Raw genomic sequence first — 14,713 nt, 5'->3', positions numbered from 1 at the left:
TTATCAGTATTATTCCTGATCGATCATCCATTTGCGGAATGCTTTACGCTCTTCCTTAGATGCCTGCAGATATTGGCGCTGCAGACCGCCCAGAAACACTACCTTGAGGTGCAGGCTGCGTATCAACGATCTGAGTACTGACGGCTGTATGAGGTGCAGAAGCTGTTTGTGCTCCCACCGATGCTGGATTCGCGATGGTTACGTAAGTCAGGCCTACGGCCGCTTTACCGCCTTTCTTGTTGTAGCTCTCGACTTCATCACGGAAATTCTGCCCGATCACAAAACCATTTGGCGATATTTTGTCATTCACTGTGGTAATTTTTTGGTTTGTTTTGGTGTCGACAAGTGCCCAATTAAAGTCGCTGATGTTATTCTCGGCCTCGCGAGCATTACGATAGTCAGGGACTGAAAAGGTCAATTCCTGATCCGATGCTTCAAACTTAAAAATAATCAAATCGCTATACACTCGTTTCGCAATATCCCGTTTCACAAAGTTCTGCGAATAACGAAACGCAATCTGATTCAAACCATCTGGTAATTCAATTCTACGAGCCGCATCAAAAATACTTCCCTGAATCTCCGGCTTTTCCAAGTTGACTACATGTAAGTCTATTTCTTCCGGAACATTGACCGTGACCGCAGCTTGTGCAGCACCCGACAACATTAAACTTACTACCAATGCACTACCAATATTTTTCAACGAAGAAATAGCCACTTTTATCTCCTACTAAAAAGCCCAGCTTAGCTGGGCTTTATGTTAACAATAACCGGTTAAATTACCAGTATACGCGAGCACCCAGTGCTAGCTTGTTCGCATCTTCTGCACCATCTTCCGAGTGGAAGTTGTACTCTGCGTAAACGCGAGCCCATTTAGCAAAGATGTGATCTACACCAACTACGATGTTAGTGGTTTCATCAGTATCACCGTCGAAATCCCAGTACTGGTAGTTACCGTACACAGAAGTTTTCTCAACAACTTCGAATTTCGCACCTAGGTGGAAGCTGTTTGACTCAACGTCGTTGTTAGCTGCTGTTTTGTCGTCTTGGTCGTTGTAAGCGTAAGTCAGACCAACCACACCAGAACCGATGTAGTATTCTGCAGTTGCTTCAAAGTAAGTAGAATCTTGGTCGTTCGTACCAACTTGGTTGCCCATGAATGCACCACCAACGTGTACAGCCAGGTCACCAAATGCCGTACCTACGAAGGCTTCACCCATTTCTGGGTTCGCGTCGTTTTCTGGCAGGTTGTATTGAGCTTTGAACCATGCAGCGTCTGAGCTCAGAGCGTACTTCATTGAGCTTGACTGGAAGTAGTTGTCACTGAAGTCGCCAGCGAATGGACCCATGTCGTAGTTGTACGCGTAGATTGCACCGTAGATATCATCGTACAGAGGAGTGTGTTGACCGAACGTCAGAGTACCATATGTATCAGTCGCGAAACCGATGTAGTGAGTACGCAGATCGCCGCCTTCAACAGCCATCTCAACGTTACCCAGCACAGCTAGGCTGTCATTCGCTTGGTAAGACAGGTTTACACCCCAGCGAGAAGAGCTCTTGTCAATTTTCGCGTCGTCGTCGTTGTCTACGTCTGAGAACTCAACGTATTCACGTAGCTGACCGTAGAAGTCAACAGTTGCGTCGTCAGTTTTGTATACTTCAGCTGCATTCGCTGAACCGGCTGCTGCCATAACAGCAAGCGCTAGTAGCGTCTTTTTCATATTAATCCACTGCCTTTTCTTAGATGGGAAGTCCGTTTCGATTCCCTTTTGTTTTTATTGATGATGGTTGCATGACTCTTCGTTCACTTACCATCGCCACTAATTTCGAGGTTTAGATTGCAAAAGATAATGCTGCCTGTCAAATGGCTTATAAAAATTTTATAAAAAACAAACAAATATTTATAAATCATGTACTTAGCAATAAAAAACACCTAAAAAAGGCCAAGTTATGAGCAAAAAACTAAGAAAGCCTAAATGTTAAAAAAATTAACATCTTGATATTTATCGCTGAAACTATCGTTATTAAGCAATAATTGCAGAATAAAATACATGTCTAACGGTATTTTTGGAGTTTTATATTTTTCATATTTCAAATTAAATTTAAGTGTATGAAGGTTCAGTTTTTTTTTGTGAACAGGATCTAGATTTATCCGAAAAGCATTCGTTTTCGTGAACTACGTATCGCTTAGTAAAGTGTGCTAACATCCTGCTCCCGATATGCAGGTCCCGTTATGCTCACAACAAAAATTCAAAAATCCATCAAAACCAGCTACCAAAACCTCCAAAGTCAACTGGACAATTTCGTTCCCAGACGCGCACAAAATTTTCTGGTTGCGGAAATTGCCAAGACATTATGTGGCAACTATCACAAAACGACACGAATGCTGGTTGCAGAGGCCGGAACCGGGATCGGCAAATCTCTTTCATATCTGATGGGCGTAATTCCGGTCGCGGTGAATAACAATCGTAAAGTGGTGATTTCAACCGCCACGGTGGCACTGCAAGAGCAGCTGATAAACAAAGATCTGCCTCTGTTTCGCCGCATCACGGACCAAAACTTCTCATTTATTCTCGCCAAAGGCCGTCAACGTTACTGCTGTGCGGAAAAACTGGCCGTTGCCAGCGGGGCGGATGGCGGCCAGATGGCGATGTTTGAATCCAAGCCATCGGAAAACGACATAGAAACGCTGCAGGAGCTCTACAGCCAGCTTTCACAAGGTAAATGGGACGGTGACCGGGATTCATGGCCAGATACCCTCTCTGACGCGATTTGGAGTGCTATTGTCAGTGATAAGCACAGCTGCAACGGCAGTTTCAGCGCTCATCGTCAGTGTCCGTTCCAGAAAGCGCGCTCAGAACTGGATAAAACCGATGTCATTATTGCCAACCATAGCCTGGTAATGGCGGATGCCGACCTCGGCGGAGGGGTGATCTTACCTGAGCCGGAAAACACGATTTACGTGTTCGACGAAGCCCACCACCTTCCGCACGTCGCACGCGAGCACGCTTCTGCAGCCGCGACCATGAAAGGTGCCGCTTCCTGGCTGGAAAAACTTAATCAAACGCTGACCAAATTTGCCGGTCTGGCAGACGAGAAACGCGTAGCCCGCTTTCGTAATGAAACCCAGTCCGCCTTGCAGCACCTGATCCCGACTCTGACCCAGATGCCCAAACAGTTTGACCCGATGGCCTTTGAAGATAAACGCTATCGCTTTGAGCACGGCGATTTACCGGCCTGGCTCGAAGAGGAATCAAAAGAGCTCAAGCGCCAGAGCCAGAAGGCCAATCAGGCGGTGGCTAAAATTGCCGACTTGATTGCCGAACGGGTTAAAGACGGTGAATTGGCTTCACGCTTGGCAGAACCAGCCCTGGCCGAACTTGGGTTTTATATTCAGCGCCTGGAAAACCTGGCCCAGGTATGGCATTTAATGGCGGAACCGAAACGTGATAAAGGCGCTCCCCTCGCCCGTTGGCTGGAATTAAGCCCGGAGCGTGAAGGTGACTATGTGGTCAACGTATCACCGTTAGAGATTGGCTGGCAGCTGGATCAACAAATCTGGAGCCGCTGCGTTGGCGCAGTATTGGTATCTGCTACCATGCGCGCGCTAAATTCATTCAGTTTTTTCTGTCGTCAGGCCGGCATCAGTGACAAAGCCGAAGATGGCGTGCAGTTTCTCGCTCTGGCCTCGCCGTTTGATTACCAGAATCAGGCTGAACTGCTGATACCAGCGATGAAATATGAACCGCAGGCTCCGGAGTACACCCGTTATCTGGCCGATAAAATCGACACTTATATCGAAGATGGCAAAGCCAACCTGGTGCTTTTTGCCTCTTACTGGCAGATGAAAGAAGTCGCGGAGATCGTTTCCAAGCTGTTCATCAAAAAAGGCTGGGCGCTGCAAATTCAGGGTGAAAAATCGAGGAAAGAAATTCTAAATAAACATAAAATCCTGGTTGAAAAAGGTAAAACCAGTGTGCTTTTTGGCACCGGAAGTTTCTCTGAAGGCCTTGATTTACCGGGAGAATTACTGGAAAACCTGATTATCACCAAGATTCCGTTTGCAGTACCGACTTCGCCGGTAGAACAAGCACACGCAGAATACATCCAGAACCGCGGCGGCAACCCGTTTTTACAAATTACGGTGCCGGAAGCGAGTAAAAAGCTGATTCAGTCGGTGGGGCGTTTGCTGCGTAAGGAGCGCGATTGCGGTAGAGTGGTACTACTCGACCGCCGCATCGTTTCAAAACGGTACGGTAAGTCTCTGCTCGATTCTTTGCCGCCATTTAAACGCAAAATCGAGTATTGATCGGTTCGGATTCAAACAGACGCAGTACAACGGTGACGTCACCTTTTCGGACGCTAGATTTTGAACGCAAAACGTACCTGAACGGACAATAAGCTAAATTATGAGTGATTTTTCCCGTTTAAATAACCTGTTAGAGCAGCTTAAGCAGAACGCTGCGCAATTAGACCGCCGTCGTGGCGAGCATCACCAACCGCTGTTTGATGAGGTGCTGTTTCATTGTCACGGTAAGCTGTTGACCCCATGTGTTCAGGAAGCGCAAAGTACCCTGACCACTATTTTGCGTGAACAGGAGGCGGGTAAACTGACTCATCCGCGTGCGGAATATCTGACGGAACGCCTTCTGGCCCAGATTAGTGCCATTCAGCGCGAGTTATCCACCCAGGCAATCCGCAAAAGTGAGCCGAAACACAGCAGTTATTACCGCAAACCGATCAGTGACCTGTATCAGGATCTTGCACAGCACCAGGAGTGGGAACGTCGTCTGATGGAGATGGTCAGAGACAAACAATATGCCCTGGATAGCGCTCCGGCCTTTCAAAAACAGGTTGCCCAGACAGCATTGCTGACTGTCGAACAGCGACTCAAACGCTGTCAGGATGCCAAGGCCAAAATTGAAAAACAGATTACCTACAGAGAGAAGAACCAGTAATGACCCAGCCTAATGTTCCCCTCAGTGATGCACCGGATGAAATTAAACTGGCTGTTGATTTGATTTACCTGCTGGAAAGCAATGCCGTTGACCCTGAAGTCGCACTCAAAGCCCTGGAAATCGTCAAGGCCGATCTGGAACACAGGATCGCTCAGTCGTCCTGAGAAGCGAGAGCTGGATTGATTGAATCTCCTATTGGGCGTTAAGTCTATCTTGGCTATCAGCAAACGAAACAGCGAGAGTCGTGTTCACACGGCTCTCGCTTTTTATTCACGACCCGATAATCAGATCAGTATCAGTGAGGCCAAAGATTATCGAGCGAATAATCGTGGAACTTAGATTGAATATCGCTGATGTGAGTCTTTGGCTGATACAAGTATAAGTTCAACTCAGTGCCCACCGCTGTACTCTGTAAACCGCAGCTAAAAGTGTTACTATTCCGGCTAATAGAAAAACCACCACGGTAATCAAGGGGTTCCAAATTATATGAAAGTTATCAGCTTCAATATCAACGGGTTGAGAGCACGTTTGCACCAGTTACAGGCAGTGATCGACAAACACCAGCCCGACGTGATTGGCCTGCAGGAAATCAAAGTACATGACGAGGCGTTTCCTCTGGCCGATGTCGAAGCCATGGGTTACAAAGTCTATTTCCACGGACAAAAGGCGCATTACGGTGTTGCCATGCTTTGTAAACAAGAGCCCGTTGAAGTGCGCAAAGGGTTTCCGACCGACAGTGAAGAACACCAGAAGCGCATGATTATGGCCACCTTCCTCAATGAGCAAGGTGAAAAAGTGACCGTACTCAACGGCTACTTCCCGCAAGGCGACAGCATTCATCACGAAACGAAGTTTCCGTACAAACGTCAGTTTTATCGCGACCTGATGAGCTACCTGCATGATTACCATACCTCTGATGACCAGTTAATCGTGATGGGTGATATCAACATCAGTCCTGTCGATCTCGATATCGGTATCGGCGAACCGAACCGTAAGCGCTGGCTGAAAACCGGTAAATGCTCGTTCCAGCCGGAAGAAACGCGAGTGGTTGCAGACCCTGTTGAACTGGGGCTTCGAGGACACATTCCGTAAGTTACACCCGTCAGTCGACGACCAGTTTTCGTGGTTTGACTACCGCTCTCGCGGCTTCGATGATAACCGCGGACTGCGTATTGACGTGATTCTGGCGACACCGGGCCTGGCAGCGAAATGCACCGAATCCGGAATTGATTATGAGCTGCGTGGTATCGATAAACCCTCCGATCACGCGCCAATCTGGTCGACCTTCAGCGCTTAATCAGACTTCAACCCTGATATAAGCACCAATACAAATAGCCTCGCAAAAGCGGGGCTATTTCGTGGTATTCGCTAACCGGTTGTCATTAACTCAGCGGGCGCAAATAAGCCAGAAAACGTTTTTCGGCTTTTTTGAAACACCAGATGATGATGAAGGTCAGACACATATAGAACAGACCAGCCGTCAGGAAAGACTCAAAAGGCGCATAGTAACGCGAGTTAACCAGACGAGCGGCACCGGTCAAATCCATGATGGTCACGATACCGGCAACTGCACTGCCGTGAACCATAAAGATCACTTCATTGCTGTAGGCCGGCAACGCGCGGCGCAATGCACTTGGCAGGATAATACGGCGATAAATCTTCCAGGTACCCATACCGTAGGCTTTAGCGGCTTCCACTTCACCTTTTGGCAGGCCATTGATGGCGCCGCGGATGATTTCTGCTGTATAAGCGGATGTGTTGAACACGAATGAGACCAGCGCACAGAACCAGGCGTTTTCCCACAGGGTATCTTTCACCGGAAAAAACTGATCCATACCGTAGTAAATCAGGTACAGCTGCACCAGCAGCGGCGTACCACGGAAAAAATAAATGTATGCCCATGCAGGCGCGTTAAACAGGTAATTGCGGCTGTTGCGCGCAATCGCTAACGGAATCGCAATGCTCAGACCGATAATTAACGACAGACCAACCAGCCATACCGTGGTCCACAGGCCGCTGAAGTAGATAGGTAAACTATCAATGATTAATGAAAAGTCCATATCTACCTCATATGAATACTGAATTTACGCTCAACCAGTTTCAGTAAACCGGTAGAAATGCTGGTAAAGATCAAGAAGATGATCGACACCGCCATGTAAAAAGTGAACGGCATTTTAGTTGAACCGGCAGCGAGCGAACTGACCCGCACCATATCTTCCAGACCGATGATTGAAACCAGAGCGGTGGTTTTCAGCAGTACCAGCCAGTTGTTACCGAAACCCGGTAAGGCGTGACGTACCATCTGCGGGAGCAGAATACGACGGAACGCAAGGACTGAACTCATGCCATACGCTTTAGCGGCTTCCATTTCACCTTTATCGACCGCCATGATCGCACCACGAAATGTCTCAGCCATGTAAGCACCGAAGATAAAGCCGATCGTCAGTACACCGGCGATAAACGGGCTGACATCAATGTAGTCCGGCAGATAAGAGACCCACTCATGATTCGGATCACTGGAGGTGAACCAGTTATTCAGCCATTCATTGATGGCATACAAGCTGTTGTTGAGCAGGATCTGTCCGCCAAAGAAAATCAACATCATCAGCACCAGATCCGGGATGCCGCGAATAATAGTGGTGTAAACGGTCGCGACTGCGCGCGCCGAACGATAAGGTGACATTTTGGCAAGTGCACCCAACATACCAAGTACCATCGCAAGCAGCAGCGATAACAACGCAACTTCGATGGTCAAAACCGCCCCTTTTAAAATAGAGGCTTCATATCCCTGTAAATCCAGCATAAAAAAATGTTTCCTAGTCCTAGGGTCAATCCGGTTAACTCAATGGATTCGCTGTTCTCTCGAAAGAGTCATATTAGTCACACAGGATCACCTGACCCTAAACACCTGGTTGCCGGGTACTGCTACGAACTAGGAGCCGGCAACCAGGAATGCCTTTTGTCTTTCAGCGCAGCCTTATGGCCGGCAGCCCGGTATTATTACCGGAGACAAACGGGCTAATTATTCACCGTAAACGTCGTACTTAAAGTACTTCGCCGCGATCTTCTGGTATTCACCTTTGCTACGCAGCGAGTCGATTGCTGCATTCAGTTTTTCCGTCAGATCTTTATCTTGTTTGCGAGTCGCGATACCGAAGCCTTCACCAAACCATTTTGGATCAGTCAGAGAAGGACCAACGAATTCGTAGTTTTCGCCACCTTCTTTGTTCAGCACGCCATCTTCCAGCGCTGAAGCATCACCCAGTACAGCGGCAATACGACCGTTTGCCAGGTCAAGGTAAGCCTCATCAAATGAGCCGTAACGAACGATTTCTACCGAGTCACCGTAGTTATCTGTCAGGTATTTGTCGTGAGTAGTCGCACGTTGCACACCAATCTTCACACCTTTCAGACCATCAGCAGAGAAATCCAGGTTAGCGCCTTTCTTAGCGATAAATTTGTTTGGAATCAACGCGTATTTATGAGTGAAGTCGACTTTCTTACGACGTTCGTCAGTGATAGACATCGCCGCAATAATCGCATCGTACTTACGCGCCAGCAGTGACGGAATAATACCGTCCCAGTCCTGTGGTACGATCTTACATTGCACCTGCATTTCTGCACACAATGCATTGGCCATATCCACATCAAAACCCTGTAGTGAACCATCTGCTTCAGTCCAGCTGAACGGAGGGTACGCGCCTTCAATACCGAAGCGTACGGTTGTCCATTCTTTAGCCTGAGCAACACCGGTTGCTGCTGTTGCGGCTAATGCTGCCACTAGTAACCACTTTTTCATTTCCATACTCCTGTGATCGTATTGTTTTGTTTATAAAATTTTTAATTATAAAAAATTAGTATAGGTGAACTGTCCGTCGCTGCCGTCTTACATCCTGTGCAGACCGCATGACTCCTCTGCTTTATCGTCGGTACGAAGACGATACGACTCAGTAAATCGAGGAAATAAACTGCTTCAGACGCTGTGAATCCGGATTCTTAAACAATTTCGCCGGATCGCCCTGCTCTTCAACCCGCCCCTGATGCAAGAACATCACGTGGTTAGACACATCACGGGCAAACGCCATTTCATGCGTCACCACCAGCATGGTGCGACCTTCTTCAGCCAGGTCACGCATAACCCCGAGCACCTCACCGACAAGCTCAGGATCAAGCGCCGATGTAGGTTCATCAAACAGCATCACTTCCGGATCAACAGCCAGAGCCCGCGCAATCGCAGCACGTTGCTGCTGACCACCGGACAAGTGGCCCGGATAATAATCGCGACGTTCGTATAAGCCTACTTTTTTCAGCAATAGTTCCGCATTTTCAATCGCTTGTGCTTTAGGCACACCGAGAACATGCACCGGAGCTTCAATTACGTTCTCCAGTACCGTCATATGAGACCACAGGTTGAAGCCCTGAAAAACCATTGCCAGGCGTGAACGGATACGCTGAACCTGTTTTTCATTAGCTGGTGAAGAGTGACCCTGACGGTCTTTCTTCATCTGAATTTGTTCGCCCTTAACCCAAATTTCCCCGGCGGTCGGGGTTTCGAGCAAGTTAATGCATCTTAGAAAGGTACTTTTACCCGAGCCGGATGATCCGATAATCGAAATGACATCACCCTTATGAGCCTGAAGAGAAATGCCCTTCAGTACTTCATTCTGGCCAAAAGTTTTGTGCAGGTCTTTTATATCCAGCGCTGGTACATCTGTCATGCGCTCTAACTCCCTGAATTTTATATCTGTCGAGCTTTCGCTCTTAATTTTCGATACAAACTAGCATTGTCACTCTTAACATGCAACAAATTATTAACCTACAAAACAATGATATTTAGTTGTTTTATCTGAGTATAAATTCATATTTTAGCCAATTCATCTTCAAAATACGCATATAAACACATTGTACAAGCACAATATTCCACTCAGATTTATTAACATTTTCGTAAAAACACGAGCTAGTACTAAATTTATCATTAACACATTTCACGTTTTGCTAAATGTCTGTGTTCCACTTTAGAAATCGTAGTAAACATTACACTCTGAAATATATTTTCCTGATGACTGAGCGTTATGTTGCTGATTTCTCTGCCGATATGTAGCTTTCTTTCATTTCGGTTCTTTACCTGATCAAGATCAATCAGCCCCCGATTTAAGCACGTTAAACTCGCCACTAATAAAAGTATTAATAATACCATCAACTTTATAGGGTTAACTGTCTCCACACCGGCACTCAACCCGTGCGGTGAACGTTTTCCCCCTTTGAACAACGACGTGTTTTTCAAAATTAAATCAAAAATCACTTACTTTAAAATATGAGGAATCTATGTCAGACGTAGCCAACCTAGAGCGCTCAGACATCGACAAAAAGAGCTACAGTGAGCTCCATCGTCCTGCATCTGAGTTTGCAAGCCGTTCCGATTATCTGGATCACGAACTGCAAATCATGAAACCGCGCCGTTTCGGTCTCAATTTGCCCGGACGTGATTTTCGTTTTGAACTGGAAGACCTGGTACCCGCTCTGGCTGGTACTATCGGCATCATCGCGATGTATTCTGCGGTGATGATGTCCTGGGCCGACGGCCTGACTCAGGCCTGGGACCACATTAACCTGGGTAAAGAATTCGCTATCGAAGTCTCCCGGGTCGAAATGCTGCTGCCGGCGCTGTTTTTCTGTGTGCTGGCCTCAGGTTTTATTAACCCGCGTGCCAACCTGGCAGGCAACCACGGACCAATGATCCCTCTTATCGGCTCTATTGCACTGGCCGGTGCTCACCCTCTTGCATTGGCTATTCTGCTTGGCGTATTCGGTTTATTACTGAGCTACTTTAAAGGTGGCTCCAAGCTGGTCAACCTGACCTCTGAAGGTACTGCCGGTGGTCTGCTCATCTTCCTTGGCTTTACCGGAACCATGAGTCAGATTACGTCGATTCAAACCTGGGCCACCAGCCTGCAGTCTGCGGATGTCGTGGCGGGAAGCATGGGTTATGTCGGCTTAGTCGTACTGGGTATCAACATCGTTATCTACGCGATTCTGGCTAAGCTCAGTCTGCGCTGGCTGGCTATTCCGGTCTGTGCCATGAGCGGACTGGTGATTGCCATGGTACTTGGCGCAGGTTTTGATCTGCGTTTTGAAACCCAGATGGGTCTGCCAAACCTGAACCCGGTCTACTGGTGGGGATCAACCACAGAAGGCTGGATGCTGGGTCTGCCAAATCTGCAACACTTCATCGCTTCGCTGCCGTTTGCCATCCTGGCCGTTGCAATGTGGTCGCCGGACTTTCTCGGTCACCGCATCTTCCAGGAACTCAACTATCCGCGTAAGACTGAAAAAGTGCTGATGGATGTCGATGACACCATGACCATGTGTTCTGTTCGTCAGATGGTGGGCACCGCACTGGGTGGCGGTAACATCACCTCGTCATGGGGTACCTATATGATTCCTGCGGCTATCGCTAAACGTCCGATTCCAGGCGGCGCCATTATTCTTGGTCTGCTGGTCATGACCATCGCGGTTTCTTGGCTTCCCGATGGACGTTGCCGTATGGCCACCAGTGATGCGCTGTGCTCTGCTGGTTGGTGTGTTCCTGCCGCTGCTGGAAGCTGGCATGCAAATGATTAAAGACACCAAATCGTCACAAGCAGCTGGTATCTGTATTTTCGGCTCTGCTGTGGTTAACCCGGTTCTGGCCTGGGCACTGACTATGCTGCTGGATAACAACGGTTTGATTGGCGACAAAGAGCGCGCCGCTAAGCTTTCCTTTGTTGATAAAGTGATCATTCCGGGTGGTGTGTTAATTGTCTGTTTAGTGGCTATGCTTGCTGTGGGCATGCTGGAAAGCCAGTACGGCTTACAGGCATGGCTGCACTGATAGATGGCATAAACCAACAGCATTGATAGCGCTTCTGTCCGTGACTTTAAGCGGCTGACAGCGGCGAAATCAGCAAAATTCTTGGGTAGTGCCAGTCACTACCCAAACTTTATTTTAATTTTTTAACTTTTATTGATTTAGTTTAAGGTTTGCGGATTTTTTTTAGCTTAAATTGCAAATCAAGGGAAACAAATACCAATATCTATATTCAAACAGATGAGTATCTTTTTCATAGAGTGGATTAGGATACAGAAGTAAATTTGAATACAGATATTGTTATTAAGAGTGTACTGCTTCTCTCCTGTCAGAGAGATAGCTGGCTCAACGGCGAAACAGTACGTATATTTTTTGCTACTAAAAAGGTAGGTATGTCATGGCAGAGCAATTTGCTAAAGCTTGGGAAGGTTTTGCAGCAGGTGACTGGCAAAACGAAGTAAACGTTCGTGATTTCATTCAGAAGAACTACACACCGTACGAAGGCGACGAATCTTTCCTTGTTTCTGAAGGTACTGAAGCAACCAACAAGCTTTGGGCACAGGTAATGGAAGGCATCAAACAGGAAAACTCAACTCACGCTCCTGTTGATTTTGATACTTCAGTTATCTCTACCATCACTGCTCACGATGCAGGCTACATCAATAAAGATCTGGAAACGATTGTTGGTCTTCAGACTGAAAAACCACTGAAACGTGCCATCATCCCTAACGGCGGTATCCGCATGGTTGAGGGCTCTTGTAAAGTGTACGGCCGTGAGCTGGATCCTCAAGTTTCAAAAATCTACTCCGAGTACCGTAAAACTCATAACCAGGGTGTATTTGATATCTACACACCTGACATCATCAAATGTCGTAAGTCCGGCGTTCTGACCGGTCTGCCAGATGCTTACGGACGTGGCCGTATCATCGGTGACTACCGTCGTATCGCTCTGTACGGTATCGACTTCCTGATGAAAGATAAATTTGCTCAGTTCAGCTCTCTGCAAGCGAAATTCGAAAATGGCGAAGATCTGCAACTGACCATGCAACTGCGTGAAGAAGTCGCTGAACAGCACCGTGCGCTTGGCCAAATCAAAGAGATGGCCGCAAAATACGGTTACGATATTTCTCGTCCGGCTGAAACCGCTCAAGAAGCGATTCAGTGGACTTACTTCGGCTACCTGGCTGCAGTGAAATCTCAGAACGGCGCAGCCATGTCTCTGGGTCGTACTTCAACCTTCCTGGATGTGTACATTCAGCGTGATATCGAAGCAGGTAAACTGACTGAAGAACAAGCTCAGGAAATGATCGACCACTTCGTCATGAAACTGCGTATGGTACGTTTCCTGCGTACTCCTGAGTACGATGAGCTGTTCTCTGGTGACCCAATCTGGGCAACTGAATCTATGGGCGGTATGGGCCTTGACGGCCGTACACTGGTCACTCGTACTAACTTCCGCTTCCTGAACAGCCTGTACACCATGGGGCCTTCTCCAGAGCCAAACATCACTGTGCTTTGGTCTGAGAGCCTGCCTGAAGGCTTCAAGAAGTTCTGCGCCAAAGTGTCTATCGACACCTCATCTATCCAATATGAGAACGATGACCTGATGCGTCCGGACATGGAATCTGACGACTACGCCATTGCATGTTGTGTATCACCAATGGTGGTCGGTAAACAGATGCAGTTCTTCGGTGCTCGTGCCAACCTGGCAAAAACCATGCTGTACACCATCAACGGTGGCGTGGACGAGAAACTGAAAATCCAGGTCGGTCCTAAGATGGAAAAAATCAGCGCCGAAGTTCTGGACTACGACGACCTGATGCAACGCATGGACCACTTCATGGACTGGCTGGCAAAACAGTACGTCACTGCACTGAACGCTATCCACTTCATGCATGACAAATACAGCTATGAAGCGTCTCTGATGGCTCTGCATGACCTGGACGTGAAACGTACTATGGCGTGTGGTATTGCTGGTCTGTCTGTTGCGGCTGACTCTCTGTCTGCAATCAAGTACGCGAAAGTGAAACCGGTACGTGACGAAGACGGCGTAGCGATCGACTTCCAAATCGAAGGCGACTACCCTAAATTTGGTAACAACGACCCTCGTGTTGATGATATCGCTTGTCAGCTGGTCACTATGTTCATGAACAAGATTCGTGCACTGAAAACTTACCGCAACGCGATTCCGACTCAGTCTATCCTGACTATCACTTCAAACGTGGTATACGGTAAGAAAACAGGTACGACACCTGACGGTCGTAAAGCAGGCGCGCCATTTGCACCGGGTGCTAACCCAATGCACGGCCGTGATGAGAAAGGCGCAGTCGCCTCTCTGACTTCAGTCGGTAAACTGCCGTTTGCAGATGCGAAAGATGGTATCTCGTACACCTTCTCTATCGTACCAAATGCACTGGGTAAAGATACTGAAGCGCAAAAAGCGAACCTGGCTGGTCTGATGGATGGTTACTTCCACCACGAAGCGGGTATCGAAGGTGGTCAGCACCTGAACGTGAACGTACTGAACCGTGAAACTCTGCTTGATGCAGTGAAACACCCAGAGAAATATCCGCAGTTGACTATCCGTGTATCGGGTTACGCAGTGCGCTTTAACTCTCTGACGACTGAGCAGCAACAAGACGTTATCGCTCGTACTTTCACTGAGTCACTGTAATAACTGAGCTGATTAACATACTCTGTTAATGCGCAATCCCCGCTCCACAGGAGCGGGGATTTTTTCTTTCAACAGGCATCACATGTATTCAATATCGACAGCAGCAGCTGCCGGTGTTCTGTTTAGCACAGTGATAGTAACAACCTACTGATTCATAAAAAATTCAATACTGAGAATGGACACTCAGTGGCGAGGTGTAGCACGCAAATTTAACCTCACTTTAGGTAAGGTAAAGCT

The 14,713-nt window shown here is 47.7% G+C and carries 10 protein-coding genes and 2 pseudogenes; 6 read left to right on the top strand and 6 right to left on the bottom strand.

The window, feature by feature from the left end:
* Window positions 1–55: 55 nt before the first annotated feature.
* Together ABDK09_12865 and ABDK09_12860 are read right to left on the bottom strand one after the other, a co-directional pair.
* Entirely contained in the window at window positions 56–715 is a 660-nt protein-coding gene (locus ABDK09_12865) for a DUF2057 family protein (protein ID XAW90316.1), read from the bottom strand.
* Window positions 716–776: 61 nt separating this feature from the next.
* Window positions 777–1,718: a porin gene (locus ABDK09_12860; GenBank protein XAW90315.1), complete on the bottom strand. Its 942-nt coding sequence runs from the start codon at window positions 1,716–1,718 to the stop codon at window positions 777–779.
* Between the two features lie 512 nt (window positions 1,719–2,230).
* On the opposite strand from ABDK09_12860, the gene dinG reads away from it, so the two are divergent.
* The 4 genes and pseudogenes from dinG (at window position 2,231) to xthA (ending at window position 6,252) form a co-directional block, all read left to right on the top strand.
* The gene (gene dinG, locus ABDK09_12855; GenBank protein ID XAW90314.1) at window positions 2,231–4,306 is read left to right on the top strand and encodes an ATP-dependent DNA helicase DinG; all 2,076 of its coding nucleotides are present in this window, start codon (window positions 2,231–2,233) and stop codon (window positions 4,304–4,306) included.
* A 100-nt stretch (window positions 4,307–4,406) separates the two neighbouring features.
* Window positions 4,407–4,955 (top strand): primosomal replication protein, encoded by a 549-nt coding sequence (locus ABDK09_12850; GenBank protein ID XAW90313.1) that lies wholly within the window; start codon window positions 4,407–4,409, stop codon window positions 4,953–4,955.
* Window positions 4,955–5,119 carry a pleiotropic regulatory protein RsmS gene (rsmS, locus tag ABDK09_12845; GenBank protein ID XAW90312.1) on the top strand — a complete coding sequence of 55 codons (165 nt, stop codon included), beginning with the start codon at window positions 4,955–4,957 and terminating at the stop codon, window positions 5,117–5,119. The genes ABDK09_12850 and rsmS overlap by 1 nt, the downstream gene beginning before the upstream one ends.
* A 322-nt stretch (window positions 5,120–5,441) precedes the next feature.
* A pseudogene (xthA, locus tag ABDK09_12840) lies at window positions 5,442–6,252 on the top strand (exodeoxyribonuclease III).
* Between the two features lie 85 nt (window positions 6,253–6,337).
* On the opposite strand, the gene ABDK09_12835 reads toward xthA, so the two are convergent.
* From ABDK09_12835 to ABDK09_12820, 4 genes are all read right to left on the bottom strand, one after another.
* Window positions 6,338–7,015: an ABC transporter permease gene (locus ABDK09_12835; GenBank protein ID XAW90311.1), complete on the bottom strand. Its 678-nt coding sequence runs from the start codon at window positions 7,013–7,015 to the stop codon at window positions 6,338–6,340.
* Window positions 7,016–7,017: 2 nt separating this feature from the next.
* Window positions 7,018–7,758 (bottom strand): ABC transporter permease, encoded by a 741-nt coding sequence (locus tag ABDK09_12830; GenBank protein ID XAW90310.1) that lies wholly within the window; start codon window positions 7,756–7,758, stop codon window positions 7,018–7,020.
* Window positions 7,759–7,977: 219 nt separating this feature from the next.
* A complete protein-coding gene (locus ABDK09_12825) occupies window positions 7,978–8,754 on the bottom strand; it encodes an ABC transporter substrate-binding protein (GenBank protein XAW90309.1) in 777 nt (258 codons plus the stop codon).
* 148 nt (window positions 8,755–8,902) lie between these two features.
* On the bottom strand, window positions 8,903–9,673 hold the full coding sequence (locus ABDK09_12820) for an ABC transporter ATP-binding protein (GenBank protein ID XAW90308.1): 771 nt from the start codon (window positions 9,671–9,673) through the stop codon (window positions 8,903–8,905).
* A 607-nt stretch (window positions 9,674–10,280) separates the two neighbouring features.
* Between ABDK09_12820 and ABDK09_12815 the strand changes: the two are divergent.
* Window positions 10,281–11,826 (top strand): annotated as a pseudogene (locus tag ABDK09_12815) (DUF3360 family protein).
* A gap of 373 nt (window positions 11,827–12,199) precedes the next feature.
* Entirely contained in the window at window positions 12,200–14,476 is a 2,277-nt protein-coding gene (gene pflB / locus ABDK09_12810) for a formate C-acetyltransferase (GenBank protein ID XAW90307.1), read from the top strand.
* Window positions 14,477–14,713: the final 237 nt, after the last annotated feature.

This window comes from Vibrio sp. CDRSL-10 TSBA (assembly GCA_039696685.1).
GTDB lineage: Bacteria > Pseudomonadota > Gammaproteobacteria > Enterobacterales > Vibrionaceae > Vibrio.
The sequence above is the reverse complement of the archived record's forward strand: the minus strand, read 5'-3'. Positions and strand labels throughout refer to the sequence as shown.